Consider the following 14,176-nt stretch of genomic DNA (forward strand, 5'->3'; position numbering starts at 1 on the left):
CCGATGTGTTACGACACCCGCGAGGTGGATTTCAGTGCTGCGCGCTTGCGTGGTTTACGGTTCTCCGCACTGACCATCCAGGAATACTGCTCGAGCTTCTCAATAAACGCGTGCAGAATATCCGCGCTCGTGGGGTCTTCCTCATCGACCTCATCGTGCACCTTGCGAATATTGTCGACGGTGGCATCGAGTCGTTCGGTGATGAGCGTCACCGTCTCCGCCGTGTCGACTTCGCCATCGGGAAACTTGGGCAGATGGGTGGTTTTGGTGACCGTCTCGCTGCGGCCATCGGGCATGGCGTCGAGGGCGCGCATCCGCTCGGCTACTTCGTCGGAGAATTCGCGCGCATCGAGAATGATTTCGTCGAGTTGCAGGTGCAGGTCGCGAAAGTTCTTTCCAACGACGCTCCAGTGCGCCTGTTTTCCCTGCACGTGCAGCTCGATCAGGTCGACCAGAACGGACTGCAGGTTATTACTGAGTGTTTCTGAGGCTTTCATGGTGTCCTCTCAATTGGGGGGAATTTGACTCGAGACTATATCACCGGAGGCGAATCCGGTCCAGAATTCCATCACTCCCATTGGGCGGCCGCTGACCCGACGTGTGGCCCCCGGTTTTCGGGCGTGCTGATGGCTGCCTGCCCGTCAGTCGCCTCGCGGCGGGCGCGGCTTGCTGTACTTCTTGTGTGCGGTCTGCGGAGCGGTACCGAGAATTCGTGCGATGTCGGCCCAGGAGCATCCGCCGTCGCGCATGGCGTTGACCGCCGCGGTCACCCGGAGGTTGACCTCCACCCGATCGCGCACCGCCCGTTCCAGTTCGCGTTCGAGAGCTCGGTACGGACGCGCAATGTGCGGGGCGACGTCTTCCGCGCGCGGAAAAACGGACGCGGATTCGTTGGGCTGGTCGTTATTGGCGGGCGCAACACTGGTCATTGAGAAACCTTTCCATTGATGCAATGTAGGCCTCGGGCGGTGCCGCGTCAACGGGTTTACACAGACACGGTGACGTATCCGGTTACAGGGCTGCTGGCATGCCTTCGAACGCGCGTGCGCCTGTGGCAGAATCGTCTGCATGACACACGACAAGCGCCCCGGCACGGTCGTTTCGGTCAGCCGCGACGACCTGCACCGGTTCAGCAAGCCGGCGGTGGGCAGCATCCGTTTGCTGGCTGGAATCGGAGTCGAGGGCGATTCCCACGCCGGAGTCACCGTGCAGCACCGCTACGCGAAGAAGCGCAACCCATTGGCACCGAACCTCTGCCAGGTGCACTTCATGGCCGCCGAGCTGTTCGACGACCTCGTGCCGACCGGGTATACCGTGACGCCGGGCGAGCTCGGCGAGAACGTGACCACCGCCGGAATCGACCTGATGACCCTACCGCTCGGCACCCGGCTGCATCTCGGCGCCGAGGCCGTGGTCTCGATCACCGGCATGCGCAGCCCATGCTCGCTCATCAACGGCTACCAAAAAGGCCTGATGAAGCAGCTCATCACAACGGATGCCGTCGGCACAGTGCACCGCCGCGGCGGCATCATGGGCGTCGTCGTCACCGGCGGGGTCGTGAACCCGGGCGACGGCATCCGGGTGGAGCTACCCGCCGGCGAACACGTGCCCCTCGGGGTCGTGTAGCAGGACCCATAGCCGGGGTATCCCGCGACCGGGCCCACGCCCGCATCCGCATCCGCATCCACATCCGCCCCCCGGGCCCACGCACGCATCCGCCCCCGGGCCCACCTTAGGGAACGGGGCCCACGATAGAACATGGGCCCCGTTTCCGGGCCCGGGCCCCGGACAGAAAAGGGTCGGGCTACTCGGCGTCGGCGGAGGTGTGGAACCACGGCGGGTAGACCGCGACCTTGGGCTTGAACGCGCTTGCCTTCAGAATGCCCCGAACCGTCTCGCGCACATTGTCGTTGCAGACGCCGATGAGCGTCACCAGCTCCATTGGGACAGCATCGGGAACGAGCAGCTCGGCTTCGAGCATCATCGCGCCGTCGGCTTCGGCGCGGAGCGTCTGCAGCATGCGCTCGGCCGTGGCCGGTGTGGCACCGAACCGGGTGAGCGATCCGGCCGCATCACCGTTGGTGACGGCGACCAGGCTGGGAACGAGGGGGGTCTCGTCGTCGGTGGTGGAAGCATCCGTTACAGCGGCGAGCCCGTCGTTGATCTTCTTCACGGTGCTCACGAGCATGACGAAGGCGAAGGCCTCGGAGCCGTGGGCGTCGAGGGCGAGGCGCGGGTCGGTGGACTCGGCACGAATGCTCTCCCACACGGTCGCATTCGGCGACAGGAAGAACGGCACGTACTCTGCGACACTGCGTTCAGTGCCAGCGACGAGGACGTCGCGACGCGATTCGCGCGTGGCGGGCGCCGAGATGTCCACGGCGGGTCGGGTGGTGAGCGCAGCGTTGGCCAACAGGCATCCGTCGCGCAGAATGGCGGCGAGGTTGCTGATGTGGGTGAGGTGGTACACGCGCTGCTCGTCGACGTTGTCGGTCGAAGCCTTCTCGGCGCGCACCGGGCGGGGAGCGCCGGCCACGCGAACCGGGCGAGCCGCGCGGGCGGGCGGTGTAGCCGCCGTGGGCAGCGGGTCGCGCAGGGACGACAGCTTGGGAGCGCGGGTCTTCTTCACCGGCACCAGGGGCTCAGTAACGACTTTGGGATAACACAGGGCGCACAATTTGCCCTCAAGTCCGTGGATGCATTCGTCGTCCAAGTGCCAAAACCTTTCTCTTCGCGGCTCGCGCCACCCGGAAAAGCCGAACGTGCATACCGCCTATCAACGTTACGTTCATTTAGGCCCGGGCGGTGACCGTTCTTAGCTTTTCGGTGACTCCACGTGAACGATCAAACCGTCAGGCGTGACCTCAATGCGCAGCGAGTCGAGCCCGGGCACGACCAGATCGGCGTCGAGCTCGGCGGCTGGGTAGGTTCCGGTGACGGCGATCGTGGTGCAGCCGGCGGCGCGGCCGGCCTGCAGACCGGCGGGTGCGTCCTCGATCACCAGGCAGCGGCTCGGGTCTACGCCAAGCCGCGCCGCCCCCTCCAAAAACGGGTCGGGCTCGGGCTTGCCGTTCGGAGTGTCATCGATGGTCACGATCACCGCGGGTGCCGGAAAAGCGGATGCTGCCAGCCTCGCTTCGGCCAACGGCCGGGCGCAGGACGTGACGATCGCGCGCCGGGCTTCGGGCAGGCTCGTCATGAGCGCGGCGGCGCCGGGCAGCACGATGATATCGTCCGTGTCGGCTGTTTCGAGCGCGAGGACGCGGGCAATGGCTTCGTCTACCCGGTCGGCCGGTACCAGTTCCTCGATAATGTCGCGCGCCGGACGGCCGTGGGCGGTGTCGTCCTTCGCCACTCCCCATTCACGCGCCCAGGCAGCCCAGGAGCGGTCGACCGCCGGCGTGGAGTCGATGAGGGTGCCGTCCATATCGAACAGCACGGCATCGAAGGTGCGCCCTTGCAGAACGTTCTCGGTGGGCAAGCTCGCGTGGGGCATCCACTGTCCTTTCGTCGATTTGTCGGGTGACTGCCGTGCAGCGGCCCCGCATTAACGGTAGCCCACGCGTCCGCGACGTCGGTTGGTGTGGTCTGGGCCGGTATCGTTGGGTGCAACAACCGAGCTGGGAGACCGTACCGTGTGGACGACCGTTCTGGTGATTGCGGCCGTGCTGATCGGCTCGAGCATGCAGCGCATCACCGGCATGGGGTTCGCCCTGGTCGCTGCGCCCTTTCTGGTCCTGCTGTTGGGGCCGATTGACGGTGTCATCGTCGTCAACGTCTGCGGGGCCCTTACCGCCGGGGTGATCCTGACGCGCGTGTTTCGAGACGTGGACTGGCGGCGCTACGGAATTCTGGCGGCCTGCGCCGTGATCGGCATCGTGCCGGGCTCCTACGTTTTGCAGTTCGTACCGGTGGCGTGGCTTGAGATCTCGATCGGTGTACTCGTGGCCGCCGGGCTGACCGTATCGGTGAATCTCGGCCGGGTGGTCGTGCGGGACCGGCTGAGTTTTCGCGTGATAGCCGGCATGACCAGCGGGGTCATGAACACGACGGCCGGCGTCGGCGGCCCGGCAGTGAGCATCTACGCGATCGCCACAGGCTGGCCGCAGCGGTCCTTCGCCGCGACCATGCAGCCGTACTTTCTGACCATCGGGCTGGCCTCGTTGTCGTCCAAATTCGCCCTCGGATCCGCCGGCGTGCCGGAGCTGCCCGTGCTGGTCTGGATTCTGATCGGGTGTGCCTGCATCGTCGGGCTCATCGTCGGCGACCTGCTGTCGCGGGTGATCGAGCCGCACGTAGCCCGCCGCCTGCTCGTGATAGTGGCGTACCTGGGGTCGTTTGCGACGATCGTGCGCGGCGTGCTCGAGCTGCTCGCCTGACCGCGCGAGACGCCGCGGGGCTAGATCGTGAAGTCGGCGCCTTCGACCGTGACGGACTCACCGGTAGCGGGATTGGCCAGGTGATGCGCGGCATCCGTTTGCATCGGTTGTTCGTCAGGGTAGGTAGCCGTCACCAGAATGGGCATGTGATCTGAGGTGCCCTGCGGAAGGGTCTCCACGTTGGTGATCGCCAGGCCCATCGAGGTTGCGAGGTCGAAGTGTCCGCGAAAGAACTTGTACCGGGTGTAGGTGCGGGTGTCGCTGAGGGTCAGGTCGTAACCGGACTGGTTGACCTTGTTGCCGAGCTTGCCCTGGAAGATCGGGTAGTTGTAATCGCCGACCATCAGGGTCGGCAGACCGGGGCCGAGCAGACTGAGCTCTTCGTGGGCGGTGCGAATCTGTTTGCGGCGCAGGGAGTTGAGCGCGGTCAGCGGCGCTGCGTGAAAGGATGCGACGACGAGCTCCCGCTGGGCGACGTTGTCGATCAGGCGGGTGGCGATCAGGCGCTCGTGTGCCGGCGCCGCCAGGTGATCATGCAGGGATTTCTTCAGCGCGAAGGCCTGCGTCTTGATCGCCGTGTAGCGGTCCCGGTTGTAGTAGATGGCCAGGCCCAGCCGGTTGCGCCGGGTCGCGTCGGCGAGGTGCAGAGTGCCGACCTCGGCCGGCAGGTCGATGGTGTTGCATTCCTGCAGGCAGAGAATGTTGGGACTGTAACGCTCGGACAGCGCGACCAGTTCGCCGCTGGCACGATTCTTGCGGAGGTTGTAACTAATGACCCTCATGGCACCCGTCTCAGACTTGATGGCTTTGAGACAAGCCTACGGCTCTCGCCCGCGTTGAAATTGAACTTCTATCGCAAATTGGGATATGCGCAGGCGGCATCCAGTCTGCGCCGGGTTAGCCGGCACCGACGATGAACATCGTCGCGATGAAGACCAGACCGGCCGCCAGAAAAGTGATCGTGGTGTAACCAAGAATGTCGCGCATTTTCAGCCCGGCGATCGCCAGAAGCGGAAGCGCCCAGAACGGCTGAATCATGTTGGTCCACTGGTCGCCGTAGGAGACGGCCATGATGGCGACGGAGGGGTCAACGCCGAGCCGTTCGGCCGCGTCGAGCATGATCGGGCCCTGCACGGCGAATTGGCCGCCGCCGGAGGGCACGAAGAAGTTCACCAGTCCGGCCGCCAGCAACGCCATCACGCCAAACGTCGCCGGAGTCGACACGTTCACGAAGAAGTCAGAGAATACCCCGATCAGCCCGGATCCGACCATCATGCCGAGGATGCCGGCGTACAGCGGAAACTGCAGCAGGATATCGCCGACGTTGGAGGCGGCATCCTTGGTCAGCCGAATCAGTTCGAACGGGTTACGCACCAGCAGGAATATGAGCGCGAGGAATGTCCAGTTGACGATGTCGAGCGTGAGGGTACCGCCCTCGACGAAGTGAACGACCAGGTAGGCGACGAGGGCGAGCCCCACGATCAGGGTCATTATGCGGCTGGCATCGAGCCGGTCAGCGGGCGTCACGACCGGTTCCTCGGCGACCTGCTTATCGCGGGCATCGACCTCAAGCACGAAGATCGGGGCGTTACGCCGCGGGGCGACGAGGGCCAGCGCCAGCGCGACCACCACGATGGTGGCGACGGCCGCCAAAATATTCCACAGCGAGAATGTGGTGTCGCTGAGCGAAATGGTGCGCCCCAGTTGCTCGGCCAGGAAGGAGCCCTCGGTGGCGGCGGTGAGCGGTCCCGACCCGGAATATCCCATGTGCCAGATCACAAAGCCGGAGTAGCCGGCGGCGACCAGGAGCGGGAAGTGCACCGGAACGCCCTTCGCGCGCAGCTGAAAAGCCACCTCCTTGGCGAGCAGCCCCCCGACTACGAGGCCGAGGCCCCAGGTGATCAGGCACGCCACCGCGGCGATGGTGAAGACGAAAACGTAGGCCTGAAGCGCCGTGCGTGGCACAGCACCCAGACGAACCAGCAGCCGGTGCACCGGGGTCGTGTTGGCCAGAATGTGCCCGAGCAGCAGCACGAGGGCCATCTGGGTCATGAAGGCGAGCAGCCCCGCGAGACCGTCGCCCCAACTCCGCACGACATCAATCGGGCCGGAATCGGTGAGCACCAGGGCCAGAATCGCCACGATCACGGTCAGCACGATCACGAACACGAGCGCGCTCGGAATGAATCGTTCGACGAGCGAATTTATCGGGCGCATGAACGCAGCGGCTGGGCCGCTGGCGCGCTTCTCGGTGGCAGTTGACACGATGGTTCCCCCTGATTTGCTACAACATTGTTGCTCAGGGCGTCTGCACTGACGTATTAAACGTAGCAGGCGGGTCGTCCGTTCCCCCGTCGGGGCACCTGTGGCTGGGTCGAAACGTAGACTTGACCTGCCGCACAGCGGCAACCGTGAGGGAGCAGCATGACCCAGAACGACATCGTTCTTATTCGCCACGGGCAGACGGAATGGAGCATCTCCGGCCAGCACACCGGGCGCACCGACGTTCCACTGACCGATTTCGGCCGTCAACAAGCGGATGCCCTCGGCGAGATGCTGGACGGCCAGCATTTCGATCGGGTCTACTCCAGCCCGCTCGTGCGCGCCTGGGAGACCATGGAGCGGGCCGGGTACTCCAGCCAGGGCGTGGCGAGCGACGACGTGCTCGAATGGGACTACGGGGTCTATGAGGGCCGACGCACCGTGGACATCCGCTCTGAGATACCCGGCTGGACCGTGTGGGCTAACCCAATTGTGGGCGGTGAGACCGTTGATGAGGTGGGGGCGCGAGCCGACCTCGCGATCGAGGAATGCCTCGCCGCCGAGGGTCGTGTCGCCGTCTTCGCCCACGGACATTTTCTGCGTATCATGACCGCGCGCTGGATGGGCCTGCCGGCAATCGCCGGCAAGAACCTCAGCCTCGGCACTGCAACCGTCTCCACCCTCGGCTGGGAACGCGAGAACCGGGTGCTGCAGATGTGGAACGACGCCTGCCATCTGAGCTCGATGGACCCGGTGGTCTGACGCAGCACGGACCAATACCCCTAGTTCGGGGTAGGAAGATTCTTTGTGTTGAAACCGTTGTCGTTGGGGCGTGCGAACGGAACTGCGACCGACGTGTTCATGTTTCAGCTCTCTCTGGACCGGCAGCAGGCCTCGGCCCAGAACCTGACTTGGCAGGTGGCCGCGCCCGTCGAGCAAGCCACCGGGTGAGGACGTGGGTAACGTATTGTCCCCACGCCCTCGCCGGTTCAGCGCACCGGCACCCAGGTACCCTTCACGCGCTCGGTGATCAGGGACGCCCGCAACTCGGCGACGACGCGCAGGTCGGCCACCACGTGGGCGCCGATCCGCAGGGCCGACGCCGCGTCATCCGCTGTGAAACGCACGATGACCCGGGCCGCGCCGGCGACGATGGTGAGGTCGGAGGCCTCCACCGTGGTGAATTCGGCCGCCGCCGCTGCGGCCCGCGGCACGACCGAGGCGGGTTCCGTTCCCGGGTGCAGGGAGTCGATACTCATGGTGACGCGATAAGAAGGCATGGTTTCAGGGTACGGGTACTGCTTTACTGATTGGGTCCCTCATCCCCAAGTTCGGAGACCCATGACTTTCACGGCCACGATCGTTGCCCAGGTTCAGCGCACCAAGCCCGATGCCCTGTGGGCCATCGCGACCGCACTCAGCCGAGAGGTCAGTGGCACATCGGCCGCGGACGCGTTCATTGCACTGCCGGACGGCGGTCGGGTCGAGGTGGAGATTGCCAAGTTCGGCGAAAGCCTGCCGTTGGCGATCGACGTCGTCGATGCGCGCGGCGCGGCCGAGGCGCGGGCATCCGCTCAGAATATTCTGGACCTGCTGGAGCAGTCCACCGGTTGGCAGGTTGACCACCTGCACGACTGAAACGGATGTCCACCCGCGGCACACAGGCGCGCCGCCTAGGATCGTTAGCATGACTGAAACCATTGCCCCCGCTGCTCGCATCACGATGTATGGAGCCCAGTGGTGCGGCGACTGCCGTCGTTCCAAGTCACTGCTCGACCGCCTCGAGGTGGACTACGACTATGTCGACCTGCTGCTCGTCGAGGATGGCGCCGACCGCGCCCGCGCCATCAGCGGCCGCACCAACATTCCGGTCATTGTGTTTCCCGACGACACTCACATGGTGGAGCCGAGCGACGCCGAGGTGCGCACGAAGCTCGTGGCGCTCGGCCGCATCAGCTGAGCATGCCCGGCGACTGACCGGCTTCGTGCTACTGTCAAAAATCGCAGATACCAATGGGGGTCGCACCATGCACGCAATAACCGCCCAGCCGACTCGACGCCTTCCGCTCTCGTTGTGGGTGAGCATCGTTCTGTTCGTGCTGTACAGCGCTCTGGGCATCGCCGTCTGCGTGTCACTCCCGACCGACCCCCGCCTGCTGTTTGCGCTGCTGACCGTGTCGCCACTGTTGTTCATCGGCATGGTCGTCTCGGTGGTTGACATCGTGCGCACCCGCAAACGCGGCGACGCCGGGCAGACCTATACCCGGTTGCAGTGGGGTGGCCTCATCCTCGTGGTTGTGGCGATGCCGCTCTGGCTGGCCATTGCCATTCTGATCGTCTCGTTGATCTAGTGCCCTCCAAAGAGTTTTTCTACCGTTAACAGCCGGGTCCTGGCACGTCACCGCGAGCATTCTCGGCGACTGGATCAACAACTTGCCGTCGCGCGGCTGAGACGGCGGATCGCCGTCAACAAAGCGCTGGAGCACCCTCGAACGGATGCTCCAGCGCTTCAGCGGGCTAGTCGGTCAGCGGCGCACGATGGAGCGCAGCAGCCGTACGGCGACCGACAGGGACGCCATGTCGTCCTGCGCGAGGGAGTTGACCTCCTCGAACACGCTGCGCGCCCGGCCGAGCTGTTCGGCGTTGAGTGCTTCCCAGGCGAGGAGGCGCTCGTCGGGGGCGCCGGCATCCGTTTCATCGAGCACGGACCTGGCCATGTCGGCGACCGTGGAGTACAAGTCGTCGCGCAGGGCAGCACGGGCGAGGGCCTGCCAACGGTCCTTGCGGGGCAGCTTGGTGATGCGCTCCAGCAGGTTGTCGACACCGAACCGGTTGTACACCGCATAGTAGATGGCCGCGACTTCGGTGACCGGAAGGTTGGACCGGGCGGCGACCTTGGCCACGTCCAGCAGCGCGTACGCCTCGAAGAGTTCCGACCAGCGGCGACCGAGATCGTCGGGCAGGCCCCATTCTTTGGCCTGCTCCTGCTGGGTTTCGAGGCGTTTGAGGTCGGCGCCCTGCAGGTATTCCCCGAGGTGCTCGCGCATCAGCGCGACCTGCGGCTGGTACTTTGCGATCACCCCGGCGACGGGCATATTGCCCCCATGGTTAACCTGCCAACGCACCGCACGGTCGAGCAGCCGGCGAATGTCGAGGTGAATCGCCGTCCACTTCTCGGTCGGGAACGATGACGGCAGCGCGTTGAGCTCGTCTACCATCTCGTTCAACTCGAAAATCTCCCGGAGGGCCACGAAGGCTCGCGCGATCGTTGCCTGGTTCGCCGACGTCTCCTCCATCGTGCGGAACGCGAAGGTGATGCCGCCCAGGTTGATCATGTCGTTCGCTACGACCGTCGCGATGATCTCCCGGCGAAGCGGATGCGTATCCAACTCGGCATCGAAACGTTCAGACAGGTGCGTCGGGAAATACCGGCGCAGGGTGCTGCCGAACCACGGGTCATCGGCCAGATCGCTGTCGCGCAGCGCGTTGGCCAGTTCGATCTTGGCGTAGGCCGCCAGCACGCTGAGCTCGGGGCTGGTCAGCCCCTGGCCCTGGTCGAGGCGCTCGCGCAGCGTGGCCGTCGTCGGCAGTGCCTCGAGCTCACGCTGCAGATCGCCGGATGCTTCGAGCCAGTTCATCAGGCGCTCGTAGCTCGGGCTCCAGTTATTGACGAGGACCCGGTCGTTGAGCAGCAGAATGTTCTGATCGACGTTATCGACCAGAACCAGGCGGCCGACCTCGTCGGTCATCTCGGCCAGAAACTCGGCCCGTTCGGCGGGGTCGAGCTTGCCGGCGGCGACCATACGGTCCACGAAGATCTTGATATTGACTTCGTGGTCGGAGCAGTCCACTCCGGCCGAGTTGTCGATCGCGTCGGTGTTGAGAATGACGCCATTGAGGGCAGCTTCAATGCGCCCGAGCTGGGTGAAGCCGAGGTTTCCTCCCTCACCGACGACCTTGACTCGCAGGTCCTTGCCGTCGACGCGAATGGAATCGTTGGCCTTATCGCCAACCTGCGCTGCGGTCTCGGTGCTGGCCTTCACGTAGGTGCCGATTCCGCCGTTGTAGAGCAGATCGGTCGGGGCCAGCAGAATTGCGCGCAGCAGCTCCGGCGGGCTCAGGTGCGTCGTGCCCTCGGGCAAACCGAGCACGACCTGTACCTCAGCCGAGATCGGAACAACCTTGGACTGGCGCGGAAAGACGCCGCCGCCGGCGCTGATCAGGTCGGTCGCGTAGTCGGCCCAGGAGGAACGCGGCAGTTCGAACAACCGCTTGCGCTCGGCAAAGGAAAGCGCCGGGTTGGGGGTCGGGTCCAGGAAGATGTGGCGATGGTCGAAGGCCGCGACGAGCTTGGTGTGCTTGGAGAGCAGCATGCCGTTGCCGAACACGTCGCCGGACATGTCGCCGACGCCGACCACGGTGAACTCCTCGGACTGGGCGTCGACGCCGAGCTCGCTGAAGTGGCGTTTGACCGACTCCCACGCGCCCTTGGCCGTGATGCCCATCTCCTTGTGGTCGTATCCGACCGAACCGCCAGAGGCGAAGGCGTCGCCGAGCCAGAAACCGTACTCAGCGGCGAGTTCGTTGGCGATATCCGAGAACGAGGCGGTTCCCTTGTCGGCCGCGACGACGAGGTAGGTGTCCGCGTCATCGTGGCTGACCACGCGGTTCGGCGGAACAACCCGTTCACCCTCGGGCGTTGCCACGAGGTTGTCAGTCAAATCGAGCAGCCCGCGCACGAAGGTTTGGTAGCTCGCGATGCCCTCGGCCATCCACGCCGCCCGGTCCAGTGCCGGATCTGGCAGCTTCTTGGCGAAGAATCCGCCCTTGGCACCGGTCGGCACAATGACGGCGTTCTTGACCGTCTGCGCTTTGACCAGCCCGAGCACCTCGGTGCGAAAGTCCTCGCGGCGGTCCGACCAGCGCAGGCCACCCCGGGCAACCTTGCCGAACCGCAGGTGCACGCCCTCGACGCGCGGCGAGTACACCCAGATTTCGTACATCGGTCGCGGTGAGGGCATCTGCTCGATCTGCGACGGATCGAGTTTAATGCTCAGATACGGCTTGTACTGGAAGAAGTTAGTGCGAAGCGACGCTTCGATCAGCGTGATCAGGGTGCGCAGCACCCGGTCGGCGTCGAGGGTCGCGACCTGCTCCATGGCCAGGGTGAGCTGGTCGCGCACGTCGGCGACGCGCAGCATCCGCTCATCGTCGGCGAGATCTGGGTCGAATCGGGCTTCGAATAGTGACACCAGGCCACGCGTAACGGCCGGGTTGGCGAGCAGGGCGTTGGCGACGAAACCGTAGGAGTTGGTGTTGCCGATCTGGCGCAGATATTTGGCGTAGCTGCGCAGGATGACGACGCGGTGCCACGGCAGGCCGTCCTGCAGAACCAGGCGATCGAGGCTGTCGGACTCGATGGCGCCGCTGATCGCAGCACCAAACGAGTCGGCCAGCAGAGTCCCGGTCGCGATCGGGTCGACTCCGGCCGGGTAGTGCAGGCCCAGGTCGTACAGGTAGAAGCGGCGCCCGTCAGCGGTTTCGATGTCGAACGGCACCTCGTCGAGGACCTCGATGCCAAGGTTCTGCAGAAACGGCAGAATCTGGCTGAGGCTCTTCGGCTCGGTCATGTACAGCTTGATGCGGGCGTCTTCGGCGGGGTCACCGACACTGTGAGGCCGGTAGACGTGCAGTCCAGGGCGGGTGCGCGGGTCAGCGGATGCTCTCACCGGCGCAGCGCAGGCCTCGAACCGCCCGATGTCTTCGAGGGCATCGGCAATTTCATAATCGACCCGGTAGCTATCGGGAAAAGCTTCAGCCCAGACAGCGGCCAGGCGCTCGGCTTCCTCGACCGAGTGTGTCTCGCGAAGTTCGTCGCTGATCCCCTCGGGCCAGGACCGCACGGCCATGGCGAGACGGTGTTCCAGGGCGGCGGCATCGACCGTGTCGGCGGCGACATCCTTGGGCAAGCGGATGCGATAGAACAGTCTCGCGAGTGCCGATTCGGTCATGCGCGCTTCGAAGTCGAGGGCCTCCGAGTGGAAGGTCTCCTGCAATTCCTTCTCAATGCGCAGGCGCACGGCGGTGTTGTAGCGGTCACGCGGCAGGTAGACCAGGGCCGACATGAACCGGCCGTAGATGTCGGGGCGCAGGAACAGCCGGGTGCGTCGGCGCTCCTGCAGACGTTGGATGGCGAGCGACGCAGTGATCAGGTCGGGGACTTCGATCTGGAACAATTCGTCACGCGGGTAGGTTTCCATGATGCCGAGCAGGTCTTTGCCGCTGTGCGACTCGAGCGGAAAACCGACCTCGGTCATGACGGCCTTGACCTTTTCGCGCAGCACAGGAACGGCAGTGACCGAGCTCGTGTAGGCGCTCGCGGCGAACAGGCCGATGAAGCGCTGTTCTCCGCTGACCTGACCGGCGGCGTCGAAACTCTTGATGCCGATGTAGTCGAAGTAGGCGGGGCGATGCACGGTGGAGCGCGAGTTGGCCTTGGTGATCACCAGGGCGGTGCGCTCGCGCGCTTTCTGCCGACCGGCATCCGTTAGATGCTGAATCTGGTGACGATCGTCGGCGGAACGCAGCAGGCCAAGGCCGCTGCCGTCGATCAGGGTGAGGACGTCTTCGCCGTCCCGCGTCTCGAGGTTGTATTCGCGGTAGCCGAGAAAGGTGAAGTTGCCCTCGTCGAGCCAGTGCAACAGCTGCTGGGTTTGGGCGAGGTCCTTGACCTGATCGGCGCCGACGACCTTGTCGAGGGCGTTCGCGATCTGCATCGCCTTGGTGCGCATGAGCGGCCAGTCCGCGACGGCGGCGCGAACATCGCCGAGAACGGCTGTCACGCCAGCCACCAGCAGGGCCTGCTCCTCGTCGCTCGCACTGTCGATCTCAATGGCGATCCACGATTCGAGGTGCGAGGCGTCATCGCCGGTGGCGATCAGGTGGGCAATATTGGGCATCGCCGAGGTATCACCGCTGGAGACGCCAACACCGGCCGGAATGCGGTTGATGTCGACGAGTTCATTGCTGGCCTTGCTGCGGGCCACGATGAGCAGCGGGTGCACGACGAGGTGGATGGCGGAGTGCTGGCGCACCAGCTCGGCGGTGACCGAATCCACCAGGAAGGGCATGTCGTCGGTGACGATATAGATGACGCTGCGTCCGGGCTCATTCTGAATCTCGACCGAGGCCGTTTTGGGCACCCGGTACTGCGCGACCTTCCAATGGGCTCGCGCTCGGGCTTGCAATACTGGCGGGGAATAGTGCGCCGCGTCTTCGTCCGTCAAATGCTCATAATAATCAGTTATGAACGACTCGAGTGTGGGGTCTACCGGGGCTAGACCCGTAGGGGTGAAACCAGACGACATCGAAAAAACGCCTCCATCAAATATCTGCGCAGGGCTCCTGCAACGGGTACTTCGGTGTACCAGTCGAACTCAAACGTGGAGTTCCCTTACTTTCTCATCGTAGCGCTGGCCCCAGCGCCCCAGCCGTGCCGCCGCAGAACCTGCGGCGGCACGAAAGAACTGATGAGC

General features: G+C 64.7%; 14 protein-coding genes. 6 read left to right on the forward strand and 8 right to left on the reverse strand.

What is annotated here, in order from left to right; genetic code table 11:
• Positions 1–8 precede the first annotated feature (8 nt).
• Complete coding sequence (locus CXY80_RS17645; protein WP_092448803.1) at positions 9–497, reverse strand: Dps family protein; 489 nt, start codon at positions 495–497, stop codon at positions 9–11.
• A 144-nt stretch (positions 498–641) separates the two neighbouring features.
• Positions 642–929: a hypothetical protein gene (locus CXY80_RS17650; RefSeq protein WP_092448804.1), complete on the reverse strand. Its 288-nt coding sequence runs from the start codon at positions 927–929 to the stop codon at positions 642–644.
• 139 nt (positions 930–1,068) lie between these two features.
• Here CXY80_RS17650 and CXY80_RS17655 point away from each other — a divergent pair, with 139 nt between their 5' ends.
• Positions 1,069–1,626: an MOSC domain-containing protein gene (locus CXY80_RS17655; protein ID WP_104133248.1), complete on the forward strand. Its 558-nt coding sequence runs from the start codon at positions 1,069–1,071 to the stop codon at positions 1,624–1,626.
• 178 nt (positions 1,627–1,804) lie between these two features.
• On the opposite strand, the gene CXY80_RS17660 is transcribed toward CXY80_RS17655, so the two are convergent.
• Positions 1,805–2,713: a DarT ssDNA thymidine ADP-ribosyltransferase family protein gene (locus CXY80_RS17660; protein WP_104133249.1), complete on the reverse strand. Its 909-nt coding sequence runs from the start codon at positions 2,711–2,713 to the stop codon at positions 1,805–1,807.
• Between the two features lie 102 nt (positions 2,714–2,815).
• The gene (locus tag CXY80_RS17665; RefSeq protein ID WP_104133250.1) at positions 2,816–3,496 is read right to left on the reverse strand and encodes an HAD-IA family hydrolase; all 681 of its coding nucleotides are present in this window, start codon (positions 3,494–3,496) and stop codon (positions 2,816–2,818) included.
• 139 nt (positions 3,497–3,635) lie between these two features.
• Between CXY80_RS17665 and CXY80_RS17670 the strand changes: the two genes are divergently transcribed.
• Positions 3,636–4,379, forward strand: coding sequence for a sulfite exporter TauE/SafE family protein (locus CXY80_RS17670; RefSeq protein WP_092448808.1), 744 nt, complete (start codon positions 3,636–3,638; stop codon positions 4,377–4,379).
• A 20-nt stretch (positions 4,380–4,399) separates the two neighbouring features.
• Here CXY80_RS17670 and CXY80_RS17675 read toward each other — a convergent pair whose 3' ends face one another.
• Both CXY80_RS17675 and CXY80_RS17680 read right to left on the reverse strand, forming a co-directional pair.
• Positions 4,400–5,161: an endonuclease/exonuclease/phosphatase family protein gene (locus CXY80_RS17675; protein ID WP_233195448.1), complete on the reverse strand. Its 762-nt coding sequence runs from the start codon at positions 5,159–5,161 to the stop codon at positions 4,400–4,402.
• A 115-nt stretch (positions 5,162–5,276) separates the two neighbouring features.
• Positions 5,277–6,596 (reverse strand): short-chain fatty acid transporter, encoded by a 1,320-nt coding sequence (locus tag CXY80_RS17680; RefSeq protein WP_104133388.1) that lies wholly within the window; start codon positions 6,594–6,596, stop codon positions 5,277–5,279.
• 207 nt (positions 6,597–6,803) lie between these two features.
• Between CXY80_RS17680 and CXY80_RS17685 the strand changes: the two genes are divergently transcribed.
• Positions 6,804–7,403: a histidine phosphatase family protein gene (locus tag CXY80_RS17685; RefSeq protein WP_104133251.1), complete on the forward strand. Its 600-nt coding sequence runs from the start codon at positions 6,804–6,806 to the stop codon at positions 7,401–7,403.
• A 227-nt stretch (positions 7,404–7,630) separates the two neighbouring features.
• Here CXY80_RS17685 and CXY80_RS17690 read toward each other — a convergent pair whose 3' ends face one another.
• Entirely contained in the window at positions 7,631–7,921 is a 291-nt protein-coding gene (locus CXY80_RS17690; RefSeq protein ID WP_092448811.1) for a hypothetical protein, read from the reverse strand.
• Between the two features lie 61 nt (positions 7,922–7,982).
• Here CXY80_RS17690 and CXY80_RS17695 point away from each other — a divergent pair, with 61 nt between their 5' ends.
• From CXY80_RS17695 to CXY80_RS17705, 3 genes are all read left to right on the forward strand, one after another.
• Complete coding sequence (locus CXY80_RS17695; RefSeq protein ID WP_092448812.1) at positions 7,983–8,279, forward strand: hypothetical protein; 297 nt, start codon at positions 7,983–7,985, stop codon at positions 8,277–8,279.
• Between the two features lie 49 nt (positions 8,280–8,328).
• Entirely contained in the window at positions 8,329–8,601 is a 273-nt protein-coding gene (locus CXY80_RS17700) for a glutaredoxin domain-containing protein (protein WP_092448813.1), read from the forward strand.
• Positions 8,602–8,668: 67 nt separating this feature from the next.
• Positions 8,669–8,992, forward strand: a complete 324-nt coding sequence (locus CXY80_RS17705; protein WP_092448814.1) for a hypothetical protein — start codon at positions 8,669–8,671, stop codon at positions 8,990–8,992.
• Between the two features lie 174 nt (positions 8,993–9,166).
• Here CXY80_RS17705 and CXY80_RS17710 read toward each other — a convergent pair whose 3' ends face one another.
• Positions 9,167–14,008: an NAD-glutamate dehydrogenase gene (locus tag CXY80_RS17710; RefSeq protein ID WP_104133252.1), complete on the reverse strand. Its 4,842-nt coding sequence runs from the start codon at positions 14,006–14,008 to the stop codon at positions 9,167–9,169.
• Between the last annotated feature and the right edge of the window lie 168 nt (positions 14,009–14,176).

This window comes from Cryobacterium sp. M91, from assembly GCF_002929615.1.
Classification (GTDB): domain Bacteria; phylum Actinomycetota; class Actinomycetes; order Actinomycetales; family Microbacteriaceae; genus Cryobacterium; species Cryobacterium levicorallinum.